The following is a 20,732-nucleotide window of genomic DNA, read 5'->3' on the forward strand; positions in this document are numbered from 1 at the left end:
GCTTCACTACTTTCTAGGGCAGACGGCAGCTGGGTCGGGTGCGACGCGGCGTCGAGGACGGGACAGCATGCTATGAACGAATCGCCGGAAATGGTCGATACGGATCTCCCAGTGCGAGATGTCGTGGGTGTCGGGTTCGGACCTGCGAATCTCGCGCTGGCCATTGCCATCGAGGAACACAACATGAACTGCGCGCCGGGCGAGCAGATCAGCGCACAGTTCCTCGAAAAGCAGGATCGTTTCGCGTGGCACCCGGGAATGCTGCTGGACGGGGCGACAATGCAGATCGCCTTTCCCAAGGACCTCGTCACGTTCCGCAATCCCCGTAGCGCGTACACCTTCTTCAATTACCTGTTCGAGCGCGGACGTCTGGTCGATTTCGTCAACCACCAGACGTTCTTTCCCACGCGCCACGAATTTCACGACTACCTGCAGTGGGCGGCCGGACGCGTCAGCGCGGACGTCCAGTACGGCACTGCGGTGGAATCAGTGCGAGGAATCCGCAACAGCGACGGAACAATCGACCGTTTCGAGGTCCGAGCGTCCGACGGCACCGCGGTGATCGCCCGCAACGTCGTGATGGGGGCCGGTCTCCAGGAGCGCATCCCGGAGTGGGCCTCTCAATCCATGCGTTGCTTCCACAATCACCAGTTCCTGTTCCGTATCGGTGAGTTGCCCGCCCCCGTCCACCAGCGGTTCGCCGTCCTCGGTGCCGGTCAGAGTGCAGCCGAAATCGTTCAGTACCTGCACAGCAACTTCCCCGAAGCCGAAGTCCACAGCGTCTTCTCGCGGTACGGCTACAGCCCGGCGGACGACAGCCCTTACGCCAACCGCATCTTCGACCCGGAGGCCGTGGACGACTTGCACGGCGCACCCGAAGTGGAGCGCCTGCGGCTGCTCGATGTCCATCGCAGCACCAATTATTCAGTTGTGGACATCGAACTCATCAACGAGTTGTATGCCAAGGAATACCAGGAGCGGGTACGTGGTCGTCGCCGGCTCTTCATGCGCCGCGCGTCCGAGATCGTCTCCGTCGAGGAGAGTTCGGACGGTATCGACGTCGCGGTACGCAGCGCCGTCGACGGCCTCACCGACACACTCGCCTGTGATGCGTTGATTCTTGCCACCGGGTTCACCCCGGCGCATCTCGAACCGCTTCTCGGTGACCTCGCACCGAAGATGCACCCGCCGCGTGAGGTGGGTCGTGATTATCGGTTGGCGGTTTCGCCGGACGTCACAGCGGGAATCTATCTTCAGGGCGGCACGGAGAAAACGCACGGAATCACGTCGTCGCTCCTGTCGAACGTTGCCGTGCGGGCGGGAGAGATCTTGACATCTGTCGTAACACGGCGCGGCCGGATCGGCACGCTTGCTAGTGTGAACGCACAGGACACGTATGCGACAAGCGAGGCGAGATGAGCACCAATCCATTCGATGACGAAGAAGGCCGCTTCTACGTGCTGGTGAACGACGAAGAGCAGCACTCTCTGTGGCCGACGTTCTCTGAGGTGCCGGCGGGCTGGCGTGTGGTTTTCGGCGAAGAGAGCCGCGCAGCATGCCTCGAGTACGTGGAGAAGAACTGGACGGACATGCGGCCGAAAAGCCTGCGTGAGGCCATGGAGGCCGACGAGAAGTCAGGTGGTCGTCACAGCGTCGACAAGAGCTGACCTGAACGGAGCTGCACTGCAGTGACAGCTCACCGAGCCTACGGCCGTTCGATCCGCCCCGCAGGGGACGGATCGAACGGTTCCGTGTCTTTCAGGCTGCCCTGGGCGTTTCCACAGGCTTCCGCCGCCTCGTCTTGATGACGGGGCGGCGGATGTTCTCTGTGTAACGCAGGATGCGCGGCCGTCGCAGGGTCCGGGCCAGCCATTCGCCGAGAGTGACGCCCGCCGCGAGTGCGCAACCGATACCGAACGCAGCCAGCAACGAGCTGAGTCCGATAACCACTTCGTTGTTGAGCAGCGCATACAGGCCTCGATACAGCGAGAGACCCGGTAGCAGTGGCGTGATGCCGGCCACGGCGACGACCAGAGGCGGTGTGAGCGCTCGCCGAGCCATCAGGCCACCCGCAAAACCGACCACCGTCGCCGCGAGGGCGGAGCCGATGATGGGTCCCACTCCGAATTGGTGCGCCACCATGTAAACCAGCGAGCCGGCCGCGCCGCCCATCCACGCCGCCGTCAGCGCGCGCTGCTCGGCGTAGCAGGCCAGCGCGTAGAACATCGAGGCGAACGCCCCCGACATGACCAGCACGGGCAGCTGAGTGAGCTCGTTGATCTCCACGTTGACCGGCGGAAGTGTGGAACCGAACAACCCGGTGACACGCAGGGAGATGGCCACGCCGGCGATGATGCCGCCGGTCATCATGACCACTTCGAAGAACCGGGCCGCCGCAGTGATCGGTGCCCCCGTGATGGCGTCCTGGACGGAGCCGACCAGCGACAATCCGGACAACAGCACCACCACACCGGCGGCGATGATCTGTGACGGTCTGACGTCGACTCCCAGCTGATCCTGGAACGTGTAGAGCGTGGCAGCCGGGGCAGCGGCCACGAGACCGCCCGCCACCTGCTGGAAGAAGAACGGCAGCCCCACCCGGTTGAGCACGCGGTTGACCCGGTAGATCACCATTGTCGTGAGGAAGGCGACCGAGGCCATCAGCACCCCACCACCCATCAACACGGAGATGGACGCGGCCATCGACGACCACGCCAGCGTCGCGATCCACCGGCTGTAAGGGTGCGGCGCCGTGGTGACCGCAGTCAGTGCCTCGTGGGCCTCGCTCGGAGTGACGGCCTCGCGGCGGATACGTCGAGTGAGGCGGTCGACCGCGGCGAGGCGGGTGAAGTCCATGGAGCGGTAGTGCACGATCCGCATCGTGCTCGCCGGCGGAAGGGTGGGGCCGCGGTAGGCGGAAAGGACGATCGAGTTGTAGGTCACGTCCACGTCGCACTGCGCGAGGCCGTAGGTCGCGGCGATGAACTGCACCTGTTCGGCCGTGTCCATCGCGCCCGTCCCCGACGCGAGCAGTACCTCACCCACCCGGACGGCGAGGTCGAGAACCTCGGCAACCACCGCATCGTCGGTGAGGTCGATCGGCTGGAGTGGCGTCGGCGCCGCCGTCACCGTGTCGACGGTGGCGCGGCGGTCGCCGGTCAAACGCTGGAGCGTGTCTGTGAGCTTTGCCATACCCTCTGTGAGCTTCGCCATCCTACGTGTCTGAGACACGATCCTTCTCGGTCAAATCTGTAGCTTTCAACGCCGAATCGAGTGTCTCGTGGCGGAAAGTGGAGATGACCTGATCGTGGACTACTCGGAACGCGGACGCCACAATACTCGTCTCCTCGGGTGCGGTCGCCCACGTGGCCTGCTGTTCGACGACAATGACCCCGTCGTAGTAATACATCCGCTTCGGAATCAGCGTGATGTTCACGGTCGACGCCCATTCGCGCAGCGCCGTCAGGCCCTGACTCGCGCCCTTCGGCCCACCCACTTCGACGTCGTCACTCGACAGCGACAGTAACGTGTCGATGTCGCCGGAGTTGAGGGCGTCGTGCCAAGCAAGGACAGTGGCGATCTCCGAGGTACTCATGACATCAACGCTATCCAATATGGCCGGAAGTCGACGGCGTTCTCCATATGGATATGATGGGCGCGCGTGTCCGCCTCCTTAGCTCAGTGGTAGAGCACTCGCCTTGTAAGCGAGCGGTCGTCAGTTCAATCCTGACAGGAGGCTCAACCACTCTCTTCGACGCGTTTCGTCACGCCGGCGAGACCTGGGCGATGTACTGCCGTGAGTACGAGTGGCGGCCCACTCCGAGCTTCAGCTGCCGGCGGGATCGGTGGTGTGCGTGGTTCGGCGGTGGAAGGTCTCGACGGTCGAGCTGGTGCGACGCCATCGCTGTCACCGGTGCGATGAATGTCCCCTGCCAAACGACGAAGACCGCCGTCGAACTGGCCATTGAGGTCCGTCCGGGGGCGGTTTAACGTGGAGGGTGCGGGCCGTATCCCGTCGGGTCGAGATTGTGCAGTCCGGGATACGACTCGCCGAGGGCTTCAGTCAGAATGCGTGAGTGAATTGACGCATGCATGCACTGATTCGGGCAATGTCGGTGCCGCGGGCCGCGATCTCGTCCCGGTCCAGGTTCGGTTAGCGAAGGTGGGGCAGATCTTCCGGATGAACATGTACCACCCCAACCATCCAAACGGTGACTACCAGGTGGCCAACCAGGTCGAGGTGCTGGACCCGCCGCGCGCCATTGGCTGGCTGACGGGGCAGGAGAAGGACGACGGTCACCTGGAGTTCGGCGGCTGGATCTGGCGTTACGATCTGGTGCCGCGTGGTCCGTCCGAGACTGAGGTCACGCTCACCTACGACTGGTCGGCGGTGCCGCAGTTCATCCGGGAGTACCTCCAGTTCCCGCCGTTCGGTCCTGAGCATCTCACCAACTCACTGCACCACTTGGGCGAGCTTGCACCGACGTCCCCGTCCTGATCGCCCGAAGGCTAGACATCTGCCGATCGACCTGCGGAGCGCTCCCACCGTGATCGCCTTCGAGTGATCCTACGGTTGGGCGACCCGCTCGAGCAGCCAGGAATGGACGCCGCTCAGCGCCGTCCTGGCCATTGCCGTGGGGTGGCCCGTGAACCCGTGTGGCGACTCGGGATAGATCCGGAGCTCGACGTCGTTACCGGCGGCGGAGAGCTGACCTGCCATCGCGAGGTTGTCTTCCAACAACACGTCTTTGCTTCCGACGACCAGCAGCGCCGGGGGAAGGCGGCGGAGGTCGCCGTAGATAGGAGAGATGTCTGGCGCAGTGCGATCTTCCACGTGGCCGACGTAGGCCTGGATGAAGTATTCGTCCGCGATCCGACGTCCGGCCGGAGTCTGCGCGCTCGAGTCATACGTGCCGAATTGGAGTGCGGCGCCGGTGAACTTGTCCACGGCTCCTCGGTCTCTCAGTCGGAGCAGGGTTGCTGCAGCGAGTGTTGCTCCCGCCGATCGCCCCCCGATCGCCAGTCGGGATGATCCGAGGTAGGCATCGGCGTGTTCGATGAGCCAGAGCGCCGCCGCTTCACAGTCATCGGGTGCGGCAGGCCACGGGTGTTCGGGTGCCAACCGGTAGTCGACGCTGACGACGGCGATGTGGAGCGCCTCTGCGAGTTCGCGGTTGCGCACGTCTTCTCGTGCTGCGGAGTCCATGTAGAAGCCACCACCGTGAATGTCCAGATAAACGCCCCGCGCTCGCCCGCCGGTGGGAATGAAGATCCTGACCGGGACGCGCACTCCCGCGGCTTCGACCATCTCTTCAATCGCAGGTGGATCGGCGGGAGAAGGAGCGGACCGCGTCGCCCGTACTTCCCTCAACTCCTCAGGAGTGTTGGGGCCACGGCCAGCCGCCCGCGAGTTGTAGAAGCTCCGAGCTTCATCCACCTGCTCCTCAGGCACGTCAGCCAACAAATCGTTCAGCGCGAACCGCACGCGCCCTCCTCACACTCCGAAGTCTCATCACGACGCTATCGCCGTGCCGCGCTCGGCACCGTTCAACCGACTTGGGTTTTGCGTGATCCTCGGCACGCTCAGAACGCTCTCGCAAACGATCTCGGTCTTGCCGGCAACAGTTCGGCCGCAGTACGGCTCGATACCGCCACGGCGAGCAGGACCTTGCCGCGGGCAGCGCCATCGCGAATGTAGGTATTGCTGATCTTGCTCGCGGTCCCTCCAGGTTGCGCTGACCGCGCGGTCCTACCGCGCTGTCTCGCCGCGACCAGGCGCACGAGAAGAACCGGCGGCCTTGGCATTCAGGCGAGTGGCTCCGTGGCATCCGGCCCGGAGCCTGCGCAAAAACCTGTTGGCGGACCACGGTGACCACTGCTACTTTTCCAGAGGCCGTGCAACGAGGAGGTGGTACCCGTGAACGCAGTATCGACATGGGTGCTCCCCTCTGGGGTCACGGTCGGGCGATAGGTCGTCCGGGAGCGCCGTCCAAGAGCATTCCCGAAAGGCACGACAATGCGATTCACTTCCGAACAGCGCCTCGACGACGGCGTCCTCGAACGCGAATTCACTCTCGGCGAGATCCCTGGCATCCTGTGGACGCCCAGATCCGCATCCGCACCGGCGCCGCTGATCCTGATCGGCCACCCCGGCGGCCTGCGCATGATGTACCCCCGACTGGTGGCCCGGGCCCGGCACGCCGCGGCGGAGGGATACGCCGCGGCCACCATCGAGCTCCCCGGGAGCGGTGACCGGCCCCGTTCCCCGCCGCCGAGGAGGCCCGCGCCGACCTTCGCCGGGCGCTGGAGGCCGGCGAGCCGGTCGACGACGAGATCGTCGACCGGCTCGTCCTCCCGCTGGTCGAAAAGGCGGTCCCGGAATGGCGGTCCGCCCTCGACGCCCTCCTTTCGCTGCCCGAGATCGGCGGCCCGGTCGGGTACTCGGGAGGGGTGATCGCGATCGGCATCCGGCTGGCGGTGCTCGAGCCGCGCATCTCGACCGCCCTCCTGTTCGCCGGGAGTTTCGTACCCCGCAGCATGTTCCAGGAGGCCCGGCAGGTCACCATTCCGCTGCAGGTCCTGCTGCAGTGGGACGACGAAGGAAACGACCGGCAACTGGCCCTGGACCTGTTCGACGCCTTCGGCGCCAAGGAGAAGACGCTGCACGCCAATATGGGCGGGCACACCGGCGTCCCGCAGTTCGAGGGGGACGACGGGAACCGGTTCTTCGCCCGGCACCTGAAGTGAGGCCGGCCCGTCGGGCCGGCAGCAGACGATAGGATCTGTCGGCCAGGATGCCGCAAATCGAGGACGGGCCCTCGGCCCTCCTCGACAGCGGTGGCAAGCAGATGCGCACGCCAGCATCGTCGGGAAAAGTGGTTGCCGAGGATGCGTGGAGTCGGAGGCGATGCCCGCTGTCAGTGCGTCGGACTGGAGGCGATGCTGTGGAGAATCCACCGGAAGATGCGTACGGACGGGTGACGAACCCGGAGCGGTTTGCCCGGGAGAAGACCTGCGGAAAGTTCCCGAGAGCGGCCGGTGCTGGTGTCGAATTCCTCGGCGTACAGACGCGTCCTCTTGCCTGACCGACTGAAGTCACTCCGTCTCCGGGATCGTCCGCTACGGGATGAAAGATTGCCTCAGAAGGGCGGCGGGGTCGGCGCTGTCTCCGGGGTCCACCGTCGACCCACTGTCCCGGCGGCTCGCGGTGTCCGTGATGTCGCCCTGACGACGAGCCCGGACTCGTCTTCTGACCTTGTCGATGAAATTGATCATCGGCATTCCTTTCCGTGTAGACGACAACGGAGTCATTCGAGCTTGGTTCGCAGATCTTTCAGTGTTTTGGTCAGCAGTCGTGAGATCTGCATTTGCGACACGCCCACCCGCGCTGCGATCTGTGACTGCGTCATGTTGCCGAAGAAGCGCAGCACGAGCACGGTGCGTTCGAGGTCGGGCAACGAGTCGAGAAGCGGTTGGACCGTGACGTGATCCTCGACGCGGGACAAAGCCGGATCGATATCACCGAGCGTCTCCGACAGAGGCCGTTCGTCGTCGGTGAGCGGGTAGTCGACCGACAGGGTGCTGTAGGCATTGGCCACGCGCAATCCCTCGAGGACTTCGCTCTTGTCGATGTCGAGTGCCTTCGCCAATTCACTTGCGGTGGGCGCGCGTCCGAGCGTGGTGGTCAGTTCCTTTGTGGCGCCCGTGATGGCGAGGTGGAGTTCCTGCATGCTTCGCGGCACGCGCATGGCCCACCCCGTGTCGCGGAAGTGGCGGCGCACCTCGCCGGTAATGGTCGGGACGGCGAAGGACACGAAGTTCGCGCCGTAGCTCGCGTCGAATCGGTCGACAGCCTTCACGAGTCCGAGACGCGCGACCTGGATCAGGTCGTCCAGCGGTTCTCCGCGTTCGTGGAATCGCCGGGCGATGTGTTCGGCGAGTGGCAGGCAACGTTCGATCAGCTTCTCGCGCATCAATTCCCGGAGCGGATCAGAGGCATCCAGCTGAGCAATCGCTTCACATTGCGCCGGTACGTCACGGTACTGATCGCGCTCGCGGTGGGTGGTGTCCGGAGTGGTCCGTGGGGGGCGAGTGCGTTGCGGGATATCCACGGAGATCTGTGTCCTGGGTAGCTTCCGGCACGTCGTCGAGGAGGTCGCGGTGGTGTGGCGGAGCTCGCGGGGTGCTTCGGCGAGCGGGGTGGACATGGTCATGTACTCAGCCCTTCTCTGACCGGCCGGTATCAGCGGAGCGCTGATGGTGTCGGCAAGGATCTTCGTTCCGGATAGCGGGGTCCGGCCTAGTCGACGAGAGCCGGGGAGGCGTCGGCGTCCTCGACTGCAAACATGGCCTCGATGCGTGCCTTGATCTCCTCGGTGCTCATCGCGCCCCCGCTTCGCATGTTGGCGATTCGGGTGGGGGTGGGGGACGACGAAGTAGTGGGCATGATCATGGAGTCCTGTCGGGTGGCGTGCATGCTTTCTCATTCTCGAGCGGATCGGCGGGTGGCAGCGGAGAGGCCGGCAACTCCGAGGAGGGCTGTGCTGACCAACGCGGCAAGGGGGATCGAACCGGACGTCACGGCTGTGAAGCAGGCGATGACGGACAGGCCGATTGCGCACTGGGCGGCGACTGGGCCGATCAGAGACGGTCGCTTGGTCACCCTGGTCCTTTCGACGCCTATGTGAGTTCGTTCCGGGTCGTGTCAGGTCGGAAGTGATTCGAGGACCGTGAAGGCGCTGAGGGCGAGCGTGGCGAGGAAGCCACTGACGATGGCTCCACCGCTGCCCGCTCGCAGGACCAGAACCTCTCCGTCGTTGGGGGACGAGTCTGCTTGCCGGCTGGCCATCGTTTTCCTTTCCTGCGCCCGGAACGCTGTCGCGCGGTGCCGCTCGACATCTGACCGAGAACTTATCTGCGTTGGTGAAGATAGATTTTGTTGTACAGCGCTGGGGCTAGAAGTTCAAGCGGACCAATCAAGAATTTTGCTCGTCCAACGCACCGGTATCTGCGCGACAAGGCTCCGGTCACGCGCCGGGGGCAGTCTCCGAAAAACGTCTGACGTGCGGGTTATCCGCGATCTCGGGGGCCGTGAAACCCTGCTTCGCGCCCGGAGCGTTGTCGGAAAAGGTGACATTCGGTGCATAAGTTCCGGTGCGAGGGGCGGAGGCCGGAGTTGTGCGGTGCCCCGGCCATGGCGGAGATTGTCTCCGGGCTCACCGAGTAGAAGTCCGGCTCGACCGAATTTGTACCCCCCGCGTCACATTGTGTCTGTCGATCCTTGATAGGATTGGTATTCCCTGAGAAGAAGGGAGATCCGGTGACGTCCTCTCAGATGCCACCTCGTTCGAAGCGAGGTGTCTACGGGATCTCGGTGACGTCGGAGCTGACGGGCATCGGGCCCCAGACACTGCGGTTGTACGAACGCCGCGGGCTGATCACGCCCACTCGTACCGGTGGCGGTACACGCCGCTACAGCGAAGACGATATTGCGCGCCTCGACAAGATCACCGAACTCGTCGCCGACGGAGTCAATCTGATCGGCATCCGTCAGATCCTCGAACTGGAAACGCAGAACGCGCTGTTGGCGGCGCGAAACGCCGAATTGGAACAGGTAGTCAAGTCTCAGAACTCGCCGCACGCAGGGGTCTGAACACGCGCCCGCGCCGCGAATGTGCTGGCGGGCGAACTTCTCGTTTGGTCAGATCGCGGTCTGATCGTCGTTCGTCGGATTGAACTCGTCGAACGAGGCGTCGGCCGCTTGCCACTTGCCGCTGGCGCGAATGTTTGCGAAAGCGATATCGAATGCGTCGACCAGCCACGAATGCTCTGCGGTCGCAAGGACTTGGTCGGCAGTGCCGTCGGTGGTGCCCTGGTGGAGGCTCACCCGCCACAACGTGGCGGGGTCGGTCTGATCGACCAGTCCATCGGTGCCGTTCGACGCCAGCAGGTAGCGGTTGTACTCGAAATCCACGCGGATCGCGTAGCCGGCGCCGGTGTTGACGACGTTCGCTGGCCGCTGAGTGGCCGCAGCGAGCGCGGTGAGTGCGTCGCGGTAACGTTCGGCGTGTTCCTGAGTGCGGGGCACCGTTCTCTCGTCTCTGGGCGCAGAGGCCGTGACACTCCTGGTCACGACACCTCCACGAACCTCTCCTCGAAGCCAGAGATTCGTGTCGGTTCGCACCAAAGATTACGGCACTGGATTCTCGGCCTGTCGCAGCCCGTCGGTCAATTGGGGACCCGTCGAGGCGCGGCGAACCGCGATCGCAATGCACGCGGCCATGTTCATCGCCCAGCCGAGGAGTGGCATGGTCGGCGCATCGATCAATCCAGTTGCTGCCGAGGAACTTCGAGCCTGTATTCGCGCGAGTTCGGGTGAATGGTGGGAGGCCGATTCAAAATCTATATCCGCTGTCGCAGATTGGTTTCATCCTTCTGTTAACATCGTCTGGTTCCTTGAGAAGAAGGGAGCCACACATGGTGTTCGACACCATGCCCCGGTCGCGACGCGGGGTGTATGGGATAGCGGTCACGTCGGAGTTGACCGGAATCGGGCCGCAGACATTGCGGTTGTACGAACGGCGCGGATTGCTGACGCCGGCCCGGACCAGCGGCGGAACCCGTCGTTACAGCGAAGAAGATTTGGTTCGTCTCGGACGAATCGCCGAGCTCATCGAAGGCGGCGTCAACATGCCGGGGATCCAGCGGATTCTCGACCTCGAAGCGGAGAACGCCGATCTCCTGGCGCGGTTGAACAGCGTCGCACGCGGTGCGGCCACCGCCTGACGAACGGCGCGCAAGGGTCATTTCGTTGTCGGACACCTGAAATCACAGAATGATCTCGAGCAGTGGGACGCGTCCGCTCTCTATCGGGCCTGGTCAAACGCTACTCAGCCGCCGAAAGCTGATTTCGTGCCAATTGTTTTACATTCGAGGGTTGAACTTCTGTCGTCAGCCGATACGATAAAATCTATATCCGTCGGAGCAGATAAGTTTCTCAACGATTCGCGACGGTGGTAGCTAGCGACACGCTGGTCGTGCAGAAGGCCGCGGCCGGCGTCGCACCGGGAACGCCAGTTCCGGTGTGTACGCCCGAAGACATCTGGCCCAGACTCGACGCAAGACGGGACCTGAACCATGACTCTCGCCGCACATGACGTTTTCTGCCCTCATACGCCCCGACACGCAAGGTCTTCCCCCGATGCGCCCGATCGGCGCTTCTCAGTTGGCACCGCGCTGACCGCAGGCCTCATTGCAGCCGTACCCACGGCGACCGTGACCGGTTCGGTGGTTCTTGCCGCCGCTACTGCCACCTCTGTACTGATTGGAGTGATTCTGGCCGCATTTCTCATCTCGAGCTTGATCTGACCGAATTCGTCCGCCACATCAGCAATCGAAGGAGAAATATATGACCAGCACAACCACCGCAACGCTGATCACTCAGCTGCGCACAGTTCTCGACCTCACGAACACCGAGATTCAGGTAGCAGAGACCCGCATCGCCCAGGCGCGCACCGAGGCTGTTCGCCGCGAGCTCACGGAGAACGCGGAAAACGGACGTCAACGCGCCGAGGCCATCGAACGCGCCATCCGTGAGCTCGGCGGTGTGCCCGAGGTCATCGGGCCGTTCCTCGGCCGGCTTTCGGCCGTGCTCAAGGCGATGGCCGAGCAGGCGCAGCCGTTCGACGAGGCACTCCTGGGTGATCTCGCTCTCGAGCATCAGCTCCTCGACCGCGCGCGTTACATCAAGGCACTCGCCACAGTCGTGAAGGAACCGGGGGTTGTCGGTCTCGCGGACCGGTTGATCACAGCACATTCCGCGACCGTGGACTGGCTGACCACAGTTCTGGCCGAGGATGCGCTCGGCGGTCCGGCCGCGCTGCGGCGCACCCCGTTCCAGGCTGCCGCCGGAACTACGATTCGGCTGCTCAACGTCCCGGTTACCTGGTCCGCGCGCGGAATCGATCGAGCACTGGACACGGCACGCACCACGCCGCCCCTGCTCAGTGCGTTGCTCAGCCGCGGCGCACATGCCGGCGATGTCGCGGTGAAAACGTTGTCCGCCTCGCGTGACGCGGCCCTCGAAACTGCGGAAAGCGTCACCCGCAGGGAAGGCGCTCGAGGGGTCGCCGACGCCATCCATTCGGCTCGCGCCGCAGGTGGCGTCGTCGATTCGGGTGAGCTTCCGATCGACGACTACGACGACCTGAACGTGTCGCAGGCAGTCGCTGCGGTCAAGGAACTCACCGATCCCGCCGACGTGCGCACGATCGTTGCTTACGAGGAAGCGCACAAGAACCGGCACGGCGTCGTCTCCGCCGCGCAGACCCATCTCGCGTCCATCGCGCAGGAAGTCGCCGGTATCAGCTGACCCCTTATAAGAGAATTCCGCCGGTCCCCTCAGGGGGCCGGCGGAATTCTTTATGCGGTCAGCAGGCGCCGGATTTGGCCGCGTCGTAAGCCTTGACCATCTGATCCTTACGTTCCTGAGGAGCGTCCTTCCATTCCGGGGTGAGGGCCGACTGGTCGAAGAGACTTTCGAGAGCCTTCGTGCGGTCGAACGGTTCGCCGCTCTGCTGTGCGCGGGCCTCGGCGCTGTTCGCGTACTGGAGCAGTCCGGCGCACAGATCGGCGACCGTGGGTAGGTCGGTGGCCGCCGCCTCCGCCTCCTGCGTCGTTGCGCTCACCTCGGTGACGGTGCTGGTCGATTCGGAACTGCACGCCCCGAGGAGAAGGGCGGCGGGGATCAACAGCGCAACGATGGTTCGGGTCATGCGAAATACATACCAGAGTGGCCGGCGCCGCTCGAACCGCGCACGCGTCAGGCGGGTCCGAGCGTGTAATCGATGCCCGGTCGATCGCCCTTGCCCTTGAGCCAGCGGCCCGGAAGGCGGCCCGCGAGTTCCCCGAGGGGACCGACTGCGGCGCTCAGGACAGCGACCGTGTCCTGCAACAGATCAACGCTCGCGCTCATCCGCTCGAGGTTCGGTGCCAGCGCCGTCAAGGTCTCCGAGAGTGCGACGATCTGGTCGAGCGGTCCACCCTCGGCAATCAGCCGTTCGAAGGCGCCGCCCTCGGACAGCAGCGTGTCGAGGATGCCGTTTTCGGCCAGCGCACGATCCACGATGCCGCCTTGCGCAGTGAGTCGTTCGACGGCGCCGTCGGCGGCCGTGAGCCGTTCGAGGGGACCCTGGTCGGCGGTGAGGCGGTCGAGGAGTCCGTCCTTGGCGAGCAGACGCTCGAGGGTGCCGTCCTCGGCGAGCACGCGGTCGAGTGGGCCGTCCTTCGCGAGCACCCGGTCCAACGGTCCGCCGGGTTCGAGGAGGCGTTCGAGGGTGCCGCCCTCCGAGGTGAGTCGGTCGACCGGACCACCGGGCGCGAGCAGTCGGTCGAGCGGTCCGCCGGGCTGAAGTGCCTGTCCGAGTGGCCGGTCGTTCGCCGCCAGTGAGGACAGTTGACTGATCATCTGCAGCGGACTGCCCTGGGAACCCATGCCGGTCACGACACCGGTGCCCGCCACCGCTGTGCGGACCGTCGCCAAGGTGGCCTCGGCGATTCCGAGGCCGACATCGGCCGCCGCAAGCCCGGCGCGTACCGGGAGGGTCATCAACGAGACCACGTTCATACGGTTACTGTAACCCGCGACACACAAGCATTTCGCGGCTCGAGCGCTCAGTGGAGGACTTTCAGTCCCACGACGCACGCCACGATGGCCACAACCAGCAGAATCTTCACGAGCGACGTACTTTCGGCAGCGGTGACCATGGCGAAACCGACAGTGAGGGAAGCGCCGATGCCCACCCAGACCGCGTACGACGTACCGGTCGGCAGAGTACGCATCGCGAATGCCAGCCCTGCCATGCTGAGGATCAGTGCGATGACGAATACGACACTGGGGCCGATCTTGGTGAAGCCCTCGGACCGACCGAGAGCGGTGGCCCAGACCGCCTCCAGCACACCCGACAGCACCAGCACGATCCACGCCATGACAACTCTCCCGAGCACCGTCTTGTCGCTGGCCGGGTACGGTGCGCTCGTCCGGGTGTCGTATCGACGCTCTTCACGGTACCGAAGGTGTGTATGGTCCGATCGGGCGCCCAGCCGTGCAGAAGAAAAACAAGATAAGTCAGCCCCGTCGTCGCGATCGGAGATTACATTTCCCGACACCGGCGGGAAACCATTGTTCCCGATGCAAGGTCGTGCCGGCGAATGCGTCGAATAGTGCAGCGGATCGCAGCTCGCTTGTTTATTGTCGAGCACAATGCGTGAATTCCGTGCGCACTCCACCGACGATGACGAGGCACATCATGATGCTCGGACTGCTCGCCGCAATCAACAGCGCGTTCACCCTCGGGGTCGCCAACACCATTGGGACGTTCGGGGGAGTGATTCTCAACCTGAACGTGGTCGCCTGAGAACCGGTCGACGTCGACCGCTGTCAGACCAACAGCGGGACACGAAGTTTCATCACATCCTCGATCGAGACCCCGCCGCGCCCACTGCGGCGGGGCTGTGGCGCACTCTGGGGGCGCCTGCCTGCGGAAGGCGCAACTTTCCCATCTTCGCTCATTGCTCCTGAATTTCGACTCTTTTCGCTGAAGAAGTCTGGGTGAGAAATCTCGGGAAAATCCGTTACGTGTGTCGCCACGGATTTGCGGCGATTCACCTATTGTTCTCGACAACGCGCAAGAAACGCGCGTAATCGGCTCGACACGGAAGTCCGCCCTGAAACAGGGGAGATGATGGAGAACATGATGCTCGGATTACTCGGCGCACTCAACAGCGGTGTCACGCTCGGTCTGGCCAACACGATTCTGACGTTCGGTGGCGTAGTCCTCAATCTCAACATCGTCGTCAACTGAGGGAGACACCCGTCGTCAATTGACGACGGGTGTCGTACCGCCCGCCACGGTTCCCTGGGAGGCTCACAGGGACTTCCCAGGGAACCGACAGCGAGTATGCAGCGTTTCGCGTGATGATGGGTTTCGTGAATGAGAAGCCCGTCGAAGCCCGAGTCCTCGTCGTCGATGACGAACCGAACATCCTCGAACTGCTGTCCGTCAGCCTGCGTTTCCAAGGTTTCGAGGTGGCCACCGCGTCGAGTGGCACGGAGGGTCTCGACACGGCACGCACTTTTCGGCCCGACGCCGTCATTCTCGACGTCATGATGCCGGGGATGGACGGTTTCGGGATGCTGGGTCGCCTGCGCGCCGATGGCGTGGACGCGCCCGTTCTGTTCCTCACTGCCAAGGATGCGGTCGAAGACAAGATCAGCGGCCTCACACTCGGCGCCGACGACTACGTGACCAAACCGTTCAGTCTCGAAGAAGTGGTGACACGGCTGCGGGTGATCCTCCGCCGATCCGGCAAGGTGTCGGTCGAAGAGCGATCGTCGCGCATCACATTCGCCGACATCGAACTCGACGACGACACCCGTGAAGTGTGGAAAGCGGGGGTGCTGGTGTCGCTGTCACCCACGGAGTTCACCCTGCTGCGGTACTTCATGGTCAACGCCGGCACGGTTCTGAGCAAGCCCCGAATTCTCGATCACGTGTGGAACTACGACTTCGGCGGTGAGGTCGGGGTGGTCGAGTCGTACGTCTCCTATCTGCGTCGCAAGGTCGACACGGGGGAGACACCGTTGATCCACACCCTTCGTGGAGTCGGGTATGTGATGCGCGAACCGCGGCGATGACCACCCCATCCGTGCTCGAAAGCTCTGTCGCGGCTGCCGGTCCTGCGGGTAGGCGTTGGGTGTGGGCGATGCCGTTGCGGATCACTTTGGTGGGTGCGGTGCTTCTGCTCGCTGCCCTCGGGCTGCTCGCGTCAGGTATCGCAGTGACCTCGGCACTCGAGACCTCTTTGACGAGCCGGATCGACCACCAACTCCGCGAGGCTGCGCAGGGGTGGGCCAAGCCGCGTGAGTTGCGTCCACTCCCGCCCCCGGACGAGCCGAACCCGGGACGACCGCCCAGCCCGTTCTACGTGCGTACCGTGTCGCCGGACGGAACGGTGCTCTTTCAGATCAACGACGAATCCAGTGCTCCCGCAATCCCGAACGATCCCCCTCCTGTTCCCGTGACGGTGGGCTCCACCGGCGGATCCGATGTCCAGTGGCGCGTGCTCAGCACCACCGCGGCGAGCGGCACCCAGACGACGGTGGCGGTCACTCTCACCGAGAACGACGAAACGGTGAACCGATTGGTGGTGCTGCAACTCGTCATCGGCACGGTGGTGCTCATCGCGCTGGGCGTCGTCGCCTACTTCGTCGTCCGTCGCAGCCTGCGCCCTCTGGCCGAAGTCGAGGAGACCGCCGCCGCGATCGCGGCCGGCGACCTCCATCGGCGTGTCCCGGAGCGGGACAACCGCACCGAGATCGGAGGCTTGTCGGTCGCTCTGAACGGAATGCTCGCCCAGATTCAGCATGCGTTCGCCGCAACCGAGGCGTCCGAGGAGTCGGCCCGCCGCTCCGAGGAGAAGATGCGGCGATTCGTCGCCGACGCCAGCCACGAACTGCGTACCCCGCTGACCACCATTCGCGGGTTCGCCGAGCTGTATCGGCAGGGTGCGATGACCGACACCGAGACGTTGATGAGGCGTATCGAGGGAGAGGCCTCCCGGATGGGTTTGCTTGTGGAGGACCTGCTCATGCTCGCTCGGCTCGACGCCCAGCGGCCGCTCGAGAATCGGCCGGTCGACCTGCTGTCCGTGGTGTCGGACGCAGTCCATGCCGCCCGCGCGGTGGCGCCCGACCGGTCCTTCGCCCTCGAAGTGGGTTCCGGACCGGGAACTCCCGAAGTCCTCGGTGACGAGGCGCGGCTGCGGCAGGTACTCGGCAACCTACTTGCCAACGCCGTCAGGCACACTCCCGCGACCGCGGACGTGATGGTTCGATTGCAGACCACGGAGCACAGCGTCGTGCTGGAGGTCGCCGACACCGGCCCGGGTCTCAGCGAGGAAGATGCGGCGCGGGTGTTCGAACGTTTCTACCGAACCGACGCGTCACGCACCCGTGAGAGTGGTGGAAGCGGACTCGGCCTGTCGATCGTGGCGGCGCTCGTGGCGGCGCACCAGGGCACCGTGACGGTCGAAAGCCGGCCGGGTGAGGGCGCGACCTTCCGGGTGGAACTGCCCCGGTCGGTCTAGATCACACGCCGGTGTCCGGCAGGGTGCGTGGGGTCTGTGTTTGTCGGCTGGGCGCCGGGACCTTCTCTGGCGGCTCCCGACCGCGAGCCGTGAGCCTCGAGTAGCGGTCAGTCGGGGATTATCGCTCTTGCAATCACGTCTGGTTCGTATTCGTCATGGCGGCGCAGCCAACTCATGAACGGGTCGTCGCCGCGGCGGGGTTGTAATTCCCAGTCTTCCTGGCGGCCGCGGGCGGTGAGGTCGAGCCAGTGGTAGGTGCCGAGAAGTATTTCGGTGGAGCGCGCGTAGCCGGAATAGGTGTGGAAGATTCGCTCACCATGGCGGAGGAATGCACTGACACCGTGCTCTTCGCCGGACCACCCTTTCCAGGCGGGGTTCATCCGCTCGAGCTCGGCTTGGTCCTTGTAGTTGTATTCGACCGGTGCGACCCCCGCGTCGAGAGTGACGTGGAAGTCGTAGTTGAAGTCGTTGCCGTGCGAGGAGTACCAGGGAAAGGCCCAGCCCATCCGCTGTCGGTAGCGCTCGAGTCTGTGCAGCGGTGCGCGCGACACGGCCGCCAACGATGTGTCCCGAGCATAGAGGTGGTGGAGGTCGCCGACACTGTCCATCGTGAACGAACAGGAGGGGCATCCCTCGTCGGCATCGGGTTCGAACATGAAGTGGTAGACCAGGAGTTGACTGCGGCCGTCGAACAGGTCTACAAGTTTGGCCCTGCCGCGGGGACCGTCGAAGACGTAGTTCTCGGTGATTTCGACCATTGGTAGCGCGCGTCGGGCCGCGTTGACCTGGTCGCGGTGTCGGGTCAGGTCCTTCTCCTGCGCGAGTAGCTCGCGCCGCGCGATGAGCCATTGCTCGCGGGTAGTGACCTGTGGATCGGACGCTGTCATCGTTCGTCTCCTCTCGTAGGGCACATGTAATCGTCTCAGGCGGCTCTGGGCCGCGGCTACCACCGTTTACGTCGTCGGTCGACGAAAGTTGCCGTCGTTGCTCGTCGTCGGCGGCGAACCCGGCCCCGCGCGCCATGGCGTTACCGTATCGGCGGATGCACCGATCGTGGACGCGAGCCGCCACAATCCAGCGGCGGCGAGAACGTGCCACAGCGCGTGGCCCTGCAGGACACTATTCGGCCGGCAGATCGACGTTTGGTCGCCGATGGCGCCGAGCAGAGCGCCGGACGCGAGAAGTACTGCCGCAACGACCGTCGCGCGCCGCAGCTGCGGACGGACGCGAGCGCGTTCAAGGCTGAGTCCCACCGCGACCGTCGCGAGCATTGCCTGCACGATCGTGGATGCAGTCGAGCCGGCAGCCACGGTGGGAACCATGACGAGTGGAACAACGAGCCACCAGCCCGGCGACAGGCGACGGCCGAACCTGTCGGACGCGGCCTCGACGGCTACGTAGGAGAGCAGTGTTGCGATCGGCATGTCGTGTGCGTAGGCCTGCCACGGCGGGTTGGGTCCGTGCTGAACGAGCGACCCGGCGCCGACCGCGACGACGAGCAGGCCGAAAATCACGGTCGGCGCGCCATGCCGACGACGCGCGACCACCGCGAGACCGGCAACCACAAAGGCCAGGCTGGTGACAGCGGCAGCCGGCTGCCCGACAAGGCCTGCGTCTCGATACAGCTCACAGGCATTCGCCAGCATCATGGATCGGAGGTCACCTTCCAAGCTGTTCCGTCGACACCTATCCGTCAAGGTTTCCAAAAGGGTCTTCCGACCGCAATCGCGACCGGACCGGCCGTTCCAGTTCAGGATCGGCGACCGGGGAAATCGGCACTCGGGTACTGCGGAACGAAGCGCGACGATTGTCCGGGGCTGCGGGAGCGGAGATACTTGGTGTCATGCGAATTCTGGTCGATTGGCTCATGGGCTAGGCACACAATGAGGCATTGCCATCAACATCGTTACGAGCAATAGGGGGTGCCGAGCGTGGTGCAACCAACTGAGGGATACCGCATGCGACGTATCGGCAGTAGCGCGTCTCTCGCCCTCGGCTCGATCGCCTTGGTAGGAGTCTTGCTGGCTGGTGGGTGCGGACAACAGCGCACGGAGTCTGGTGCGTCATCGCAGCAAGACGTGACGACATCCGGGACGAACCTGTTGCCTCAGGAGGTTCTGGTCGGGCTCGAGGTAGTACAGAAGTACTTCCCGGAGATAGATCAACAGACCACGGCGACTGAAAACTCTACTGCTTCCGGTGTCCCTGCAGCGACGAGAATGGTGATCTACGAAGGGGGTGACGGCAGAAGAGTAACCGTTTCGGCAGATCAATACTCCAGCCCCACCTCGGCATCGTCCGCATTTGAGCAAGCGATCGACAAAAGTGAAGTCGTCCAGGGTTTCGTAGCGCTACCGGCGCCATCCGATGTCGGCGACAAGGCGTTCGCCGGCGCCGTAACTCAGGGAGACGAAACGCACATCGGGTACGGTGCGCTTGCCGGCGAGTACGTCATCGGGGTGACTTCTGCCGGACACCCGGCTACCGCCGAGAATATCGGAAAACTGACTGATCTCACTCGCGAAGCGGTCGAGAAGGCTGAAACGGCATAGTTTCACCCGCCGGGACCTCCTCGGTTGCCGTCAGGAATTCTCCGTGACGCAAGGAGAATCAGCTTGGTTCCGGCGCAAGACCGTTCGCTGTCAGCGTGAGAATGTCGAAGGCGTGACTGAGGGCGATGAAGTGACCACCACCGCTGATCGGATGCCAGATAGCTCCCGGGGTCTTGTCCGCCACTGTCTTGTTGATGATTTCGGGCACCAGAGTGTCCGCGCTGCCCTGCCAGAAATGAATCGGGCGCTTCACTGTCGTCATGTCGAACGGCCAAGCCTTGTAGAGCATCGTGGCGTCGACGACGAGTCCATCTGCGCCATGGTGGAAACACTCTCGCGCTGCTCTCAGAAACGCCTCGAGGACCTCCTTGTCGGCCAGCACCTCCCGATCCGCGGTGCTCACCGTCTGCTTGATGGCCTTGGCGTAGCGATCCTCAAAGTGCTTGGCACTCATACCAAGCAGTTCGTACATGAGCGTGAAGCCGGGATGGAAGTGAAGCGCCAGGCGACCGCCCAGCGCGTCCACGCTGCTGAGATACTTCGCGGCCCAGTTCGGTCCAAACGTGCCGTAGTTGCCACCAGCGATGCAGACGACATCGGCGAGGCGCGCGGGGTCTAGGTACGCGGCGGCCGCCAAGGCCCAAGGTCCACCCTCGGACCATCCAGTTACCGCGAATCGTTGTGCGCCAAAGGAGTCAGCAAGCAGCAGGAGGTCATTTGCCCAGCCTTCGAAGGTGCGGCCCGGCTGAGGATCGGACCCGCCTATGCCCGGCCGATCCGCGCAGACAAATCTCAATCCAATGGCCTTCGCAGACCGATCGAATAACTCAGCCTCCAATCGGCTCGAGGGTCCCCCGTGGTTATGCAGTACGAGTGGTCCGCCCGGGTCACCGGCCTCGAGATAAGTGACGGTCCGGTTACCGACCTGGATGCTTCCCTCTCTTGTCACGCGGACTCCTCACAGTGTTGGCCGGATATCGAAACTGGGTTGGACCGGTGTCGAAACTGCAGATACTCCGTTTCCCATTTTAGGCT

26 protein-coding genes, 1 tRNA gene, 1 pseudogene and 1 riboswitch are annotated in these 20,732 nt (G+C 64.0%); of the genes and pseudogenes, 13 read left to right on the plus strand and 15 right to left on the minus strand.

Annotation, left to right across the window (positions count from 1 at the left end; all coding sequences use genetic code 11):
* The first annotated feature begins 72 nt into the window (after positions 1 to 72).
* Both NOF53_RS01195 and NOF53_RS01200 read left to right on the plus strand, forming a co-directional pair.
* Positions 73 to 1,419 (plus strand): lysine N(6)-hydroxylase/L-ornithine N(5)-oxygenase family protein, encoded by a 1,347-nt coding sequence (locus tag NOF53_RS01195; protein WP_255965144.1) that lies wholly within the window; start codon positions 73 to 75, stop codon positions 1,417 to 1,419.
* Positions 1,416 to 1,667: an MbtH family protein gene (locus NOF53_RS01200; RefSeq protein ID WP_109326935.1), complete on the plus strand. Its 252-nt coding sequence runs from the start codon at positions 1,416 to 1,418 to the stop codon at positions 1,665 to 1,667. Before NOF53_RS01195 ends, NOF53_RS01200 begins: the two co-directional genes overlap by 4 nt.
* Positions 1,668 to 1,758: 91 nt before the next feature.
* Here NOF53_RS01200 and NOF53_RS01205 read toward each other — a convergent pair whose 3' ends face one another.
* Positions 1,759 to 3,192, minus strand: coding sequence for a threonine/serine exporter family protein (locus NOF53_RS01205; RefSeq protein WP_255965420.1), 1,434 nt, complete (start codon positions 3,190 to 3,192; stop codon positions 1,759 to 1,761).
* A gap of 22 nt (positions 3,193 to 3,214) precedes the next feature.
* Positions 3,215 to 3,595 carry a nuclear transport factor 2-like protein gene (locus NOF53_RS01210; protein ID WP_255965145.1) on the minus strand — a complete coding sequence of 127 codons (381 nt, stop codon included), beginning with the start codon at positions 3,593 to 3,595 and terminating at the stop codon, positions 3,215 to 3,217.
* 72 nt (positions 3,596 to 3,667) lie between these two features.
* On the opposite strand from NOF53_RS01210, the gene NOF53_RS01215 reads away from it, so the two are divergent.
* A tRNA-Thr gene (locus NOF53_RS01215) sits at positions 3,668 to 3,739 on the plus strand.
* A 333-nt stretch (positions 3,740 to 4,072) separates the two neighbouring features.
* Positions 4,073 to 4,498, plus strand: coding sequence for an SRPBCC family protein (locus NOF53_RS01220; protein ID WP_255965146.1), 426 nt, complete (start codon positions 4,073 to 4,075; stop codon positions 4,496 to 4,498).
* 69 nt (positions 4,499 to 4,567) lie between these two features.
* Here the strand turns inward: NOF53_RS01220 and NOF53_RS01225 are convergent, their stop codons facing one another.
* Positions 4,568 to 5,485 carry an alpha/beta hydrolase gene (locus tag NOF53_RS01225; RefSeq protein WP_255965147.1) on the minus strand — a complete coding sequence of 306 codons (918 nt, stop codon included), beginning with the start codon at positions 5,483 to 5,485 and terminating at the stop codon, positions 4,568 to 4,570.
* Positions 5,486 to 6,016: 531 nt separating this feature from the next.
* On the opposite strand from NOF53_RS01225, the pseudogene NOF53_RS01230 reads away from it, so the two are divergent.
* Positions 6,017 to 6,747: pseudogene (locus tag NOF53_RS01230) on the plus strand (alpha/beta hydrolase).
* A 372-nt stretch (positions 6,748 to 7,119) separates the two neighbouring features.
* Here NOF53_RS01230 and NOF53_RS01235 read toward each other — a convergent pair.
* The 5 genes from NOF53_RS01235 to NOF53_RS01255 form a co-directional block, all read right to left on the minus strand.
* Positions 7,120 to 7,275, minus strand: coding sequence for a hypothetical protein (locus tag NOF53_RS01235; protein ID WP_255965148.1), 156 nt, complete (start codon positions 7,273 to 7,275; stop codon positions 7,120 to 7,122).
* 32 nt (positions 7,276 to 7,307) lie between these two features.
* A complete protein-coding gene (locus NOF53_RS01240; protein ID WP_374212556.1) occupies positions 7,308 to 8,207 on the minus strand; it encodes a SigB/SigF/SigG family RNA polymerase sigma factor in 900 nt (299 codons plus the stop codon).
* A 92-nt stretch (positions 8,208 to 8,299) separates the two neighbouring features.
* Positions 8,300 to 8,476, minus strand: a complete 177-nt coding sequence (locus NOF53_RS01245) for a hypothetical protein (protein ID WP_255965150.1) — start codon at positions 8,474 to 8,476, stop codon at positions 8,300 to 8,302.
* 6 nt (positions 8,477 to 8,482) lie between these two features.
* Positions 8,483 to 8,662, minus strand: a complete 180-nt coding sequence (locus NOF53_RS01250) for a hypothetical protein (RefSeq protein ID WP_255965151.1) — start codon at positions 8,660 to 8,662, stop codon at positions 8,483 to 8,485.
* Between the two features lie 42 nt (positions 8,663 to 8,704).
* Entirely contained in the window at positions 8,705 to 8,848 is a 144-nt protein-coding gene (locus NOF53_RS01255) for a hypothetical protein (RefSeq protein ID WP_255965152.1), read from the minus strand.
* Positions 8,849 to 9,334: 486 nt separating this feature from the next.
* On the opposite strand from NOF53_RS01255, the gene NOF53_RS01260 reads away from it, so the two are divergent.
* The gene (locus NOF53_RS01260; protein WP_255965421.1) at positions 9,335 to 9,652 is read left to right on the plus strand and encodes a MerR family transcriptional regulator; all 318 of its coding nucleotides are present in this window, start codon (positions 9,335 to 9,337) and stop codon (positions 9,650 to 9,652) included.
* Between the two features lie 48 nt (positions 9,653 to 9,700).
* On the opposite strand, the gene NOF53_RS01265 is transcribed toward NOF53_RS01260, so the two are convergent.
* A complete protein-coding gene (locus NOF53_RS01265; protein WP_255965153.1) occupies positions 9,701 to 10,087 on the minus strand; it encodes a hypothetical protein in 387 nt (128 codons plus the stop codon).
* A 389-nt stretch (positions 10,088 to 10,476) separates the two neighbouring features.
* Here NOF53_RS01265 and NOF53_RS01270 point away from each other — a divergent pair, with 389 nt between their 5' ends.
* Positions 10,477 to 10,785, plus strand: a complete 309-nt coding sequence (locus NOF53_RS01270; RefSeq protein WP_255965154.1) for a MerR family transcriptional regulator — start codon at positions 10,477 to 10,479, stop codon at positions 10,783 to 10,785.
* A 622-nt stretch (positions 10,786 to 11,407) separates the two neighbouring features.
* Positions 11,408 to 12,370, plus strand: coding sequence for a ferritin-like domain-containing protein (locus tag NOF53_RS01275; protein ID WP_255965155.1), 963 nt, complete (start codon positions 11,408 to 11,410; stop codon positions 12,368 to 12,370).
* 58 nt (positions 12,371 to 12,428) lie between these two features.
* Here NOF53_RS01275 and NOF53_RS01280 read toward each other — a convergent pair whose 3' ends face one another.
* From NOF53_RS01280 to NOF53_RS01290, 3 genes are read right to left on the minus strand one after another with little or no spacing between them, the layout of a single operon-like run.
* Positions 12,429 to 12,773, minus strand: a complete 345-nt coding sequence (locus NOF53_RS01280; RefSeq protein ID WP_255965156.1) for a hypothetical protein — start codon at positions 12,771 to 12,773, stop codon at positions 12,429 to 12,431.
* Positions 12,774 to 12,820: 47 nt separating this feature from the next.
* The gene (locus NOF53_RS01285; RefSeq protein ID WP_255965157.1) at positions 12,821 to 13,624 is read right to left on the minus strand and encodes an ABC transporter; all 804 of its coding nucleotides are present in this window, start codon (positions 13,622 to 13,624) and stop codon (positions 12,821 to 12,823) included.
* Between the two features lie 47 nt (positions 13,625 to 13,671).
* Positions 13,672 to 13,986: a DMT family transporter gene (locus NOF53_RS01290; protein ID WP_255965158.1), complete on the minus strand. Its 315-nt coding sequence runs from the start codon at positions 13,984 to 13,986 to the stop codon at positions 13,672 to 13,674.
* Positions 13,987 to 13,997: 11 nt separating this feature from the next.
* Positions 13,998 to 14,059, minus strand: a riboswitch (guanidine-III (ykkC-III) riboswitch).
* A gap of 232 nt (positions 14,060 to 14,291) precedes the next feature.
* Here NOF53_RS01290 and NOF53_RS01295 point away from each other — a divergent pair.
* The 4 genes from NOF53_RS01295 (at position 14,292) to NOF53_RS01310 (ending at position 17,145) form a co-directional block, all read left to right on the plus strand.
* Positions 14,292 to 14,414 (plus strand): hypothetical protein, encoded by a 123-nt coding sequence (locus tag NOF53_RS01295; protein ID WP_255965159.1) that lies wholly within the window; start codon positions 14,292 to 14,294, stop codon positions 14,412 to 14,414.
* Between the two features lie 324 nt (positions 14,415 to 14,738).
* A complete protein-coding gene (locus NOF53_RS01300) occupies positions 14,739 to 14,861 on the plus strand; it encodes a hypothetical protein (protein WP_255965160.1) in 123 nt (40 codons plus the stop codon).
* Between the two features lie 116 nt (positions 14,862 to 14,977).
* Positions 14,978 to 15,694, plus strand: coding sequence for a response regulator transcription factor (locus NOF53_RS01305; protein ID WP_255965161.1), 717 nt, complete (start codon positions 14,978 to 14,980; stop codon positions 15,692 to 15,694).
* 68 nt (positions 15,695 to 15,762) lie between these two features.
* A complete protein-coding gene (locus NOF53_RS01310; RefSeq protein WP_255965422.1) occupies positions 15,763 to 17,145 on the plus strand; it encodes a sensor histidine kinase in 1,383 nt (460 codons plus the stop codon).
* Positions 17,146 to 17,252: 107 nt separating this feature from the next.
* Here the strand turns inward: NOF53_RS01310 and NOF53_RS01315 are convergent, their stop codons facing one another.
* Positions 17,253 to 18,032: a DUF899 domain-containing protein gene (locus NOF53_RS01315; protein ID WP_255965162.1), complete on the minus strand. Its 780-nt coding sequence runs from the start codon at positions 18,030 to 18,032 to the stop codon at positions 17,253 to 17,255.
* A gap of 66 nt (positions 18,033 to 18,098) precedes the next feature.
* A complete protein-coding gene (locus NOF53_RS01320; protein ID WP_255965163.1) occupies positions 18,099 to 18,794 on the minus strand; it encodes a hypothetical protein in 696 nt (231 codons plus the stop codon).
* 282 nt (positions 18,795 to 19,076) lie between these two features.
* Here NOF53_RS01320 and NOF53_RS01325 point away from each other — a divergent pair, with 282 nt between their 5' ends.
* Positions 19,077 to 19,697: a hypothetical protein gene (locus NOF53_RS01325; RefSeq protein ID WP_255965164.1), complete on the plus strand. Its 621-nt coding sequence runs from the start codon at positions 19,077 to 19,079 to the stop codon at positions 19,695 to 19,697.
* Between the two features lie 58 nt (positions 19,698 to 19,755).
* Here NOF53_RS01325 and NOF53_RS01330 read toward each other — a convergent pair whose 3' ends face one another.
* The gene (locus tag NOF53_RS01330) at positions 19,756 to 20,646 is read right to left on the minus strand and encodes an alpha/beta fold hydrolase (protein ID WP_255965165.1); all 891 of its coding nucleotides are present in this window, start codon (positions 20,644 to 20,646) and stop codon (positions 19,756 to 19,758) included.
* Positions 20,647 to 20,732: the final 86 nt, after the last annotated feature.

Origin of the sequence: Rhodococcus tibetensis (assembly GCF_024438035.1) — a bacterium.
Classification (GTDB): Bacteria; Actinomycetota; Actinomycetes; order Mycobacteriales; family Mycobacteriaceae; genus Rhodococcus_F; species Rhodococcus_F tibetensis.

Coding starts and splice junctions, on each gene's coding strand:
- NOF53_RS01285 (WP_255965157.1), bottom strand. CDS start 13,624: ATGAACGTGGTCTCGTTGATGACCCTCCCGGTACGCGCCGGGCTTGCG.
- NOF53_RS01315 (WP_255965162.1), bottom strand. CDS start 18,032: ATGACAGCGTCCGATCCACAGGTCACTACCCGCGAGCAATGGCTCATC.
- NOF53_RS01235 (WP_255965148.1), bottom strand. CDS start 7,275: ATGATCAATTTCATCGACAAGGTCAGAAGACGAGTCCGGGCTCGTCGT.
- NOF53_RS01255 (WP_255965152.1), bottom strand. CDS start 8,848: ATGGCCAGCCGGCAAGCAGACTCGTCCCCCAACGACGGAGAGGTTCTG.
- NOF53_RS01320 (WP_255965163.1), bottom strand. CDS start 18,794: ATGATGCTGGCGAATGCCTGTGAGCTGTATCGAGACGCAGGCCTTGTC.
- NOF53_RS01310 (WP_255965422.1), top strand. CDS start 15,763: ATGCCGTTGCGGATCACTTTGGTGGGTGCGGTGCTTCTGCTCGCTGCC.
- NOF53_RS01200 (WP_109326935.1), top strand. CDS start 1,416: ATGAGCACCAATCCATTCGATGACGAAGAAGGCCGCTTCTACGTGCTG.
- NOF53_RS01300 (WP_255965160.1), top strand. CDS start 14,739: ATGATGGAGAACATGATGCTCGGATTACTCGGCGCACTCAACAGCGGT.
- NOF53_RS01210 (WP_255965145.1), bottom strand. CDS start 3,595: ATGAGTACCTCGGAGATCGCCACTGTCCTTGCTTGGCACGACGCCCTC.
- NOF53_RS01305 (WP_255965161.1), top strand. CDS start 14,978: ATGGGTTTCGTGAATGAGAAGCCCGTCGAAGCCCGAGTCCTCGTCGTC.
- NOF53_RS01275 (WP_255965155.1), top strand. CDS start 11,408: ATGACCAGCACAACCACCGCAACGCTGATCACTCAGCTGCGCACAGTT.
- NOF53_RS01195 (WP_255965144.1), top strand. CDS start 73: ATGAACGAATCGCCGGAAATGGTCGATACGGATCTCCCAGTGCGAGAT.
- NOF53_RS01260 (WP_255965421.1), top strand. CDS start 9,335: ATGCCACCTCGTTCGAAGCGAGGTGTCTACGGGATCTCGGTGACGTCG.
- NOF53_RS01295 (WP_255965159.1), top strand. CDS start 14,292: ATGACGAGGCACATCATGATGCTCGGACTGCTCGCCGCAATCAACAGC.
- NOF53_RS01290 (WP_255965158.1), bottom strand. CDS start 13,986: ATGGCGTGGATCGTGCTGGTGCTGTCGGGTGTGCTGGAGGCGGTCTGG.
- NOF53_RS01280 (WP_255965156.1), bottom strand. CDS start 12,773: ATGACCCGAACCATCGTTGCGCTGTTGATCCCCGCCGCCCTTCTCCTC.
- NOF53_RS01270 (WP_255965154.1), top strand. CDS start 10,477: ATGGTGTTCGACACCATGCCCCGGTCGCGACGCGGGGTGTATGGGATA.
- NOF53_RS01205 (WP_255965420.1), bottom strand. CDS start 3,192: ATGGCAAAGCTCACAGACACGCTCCAGCGTTTGACCGGCGACCGCCGC.
- NOF53_RS01245 (WP_255965150.1), bottom strand. CDS start 8,476: ATGCACGCCACCCGACAGGACTCCATGATCATGCCCACTACTTCGTCG.
- NOF53_RS01240 (WP_374212556.1), bottom strand. CDS start 8,207: ATGTCCACCCCGCTCGCCGAAGCACCCCGCGAGCTCCGCCACACCACC.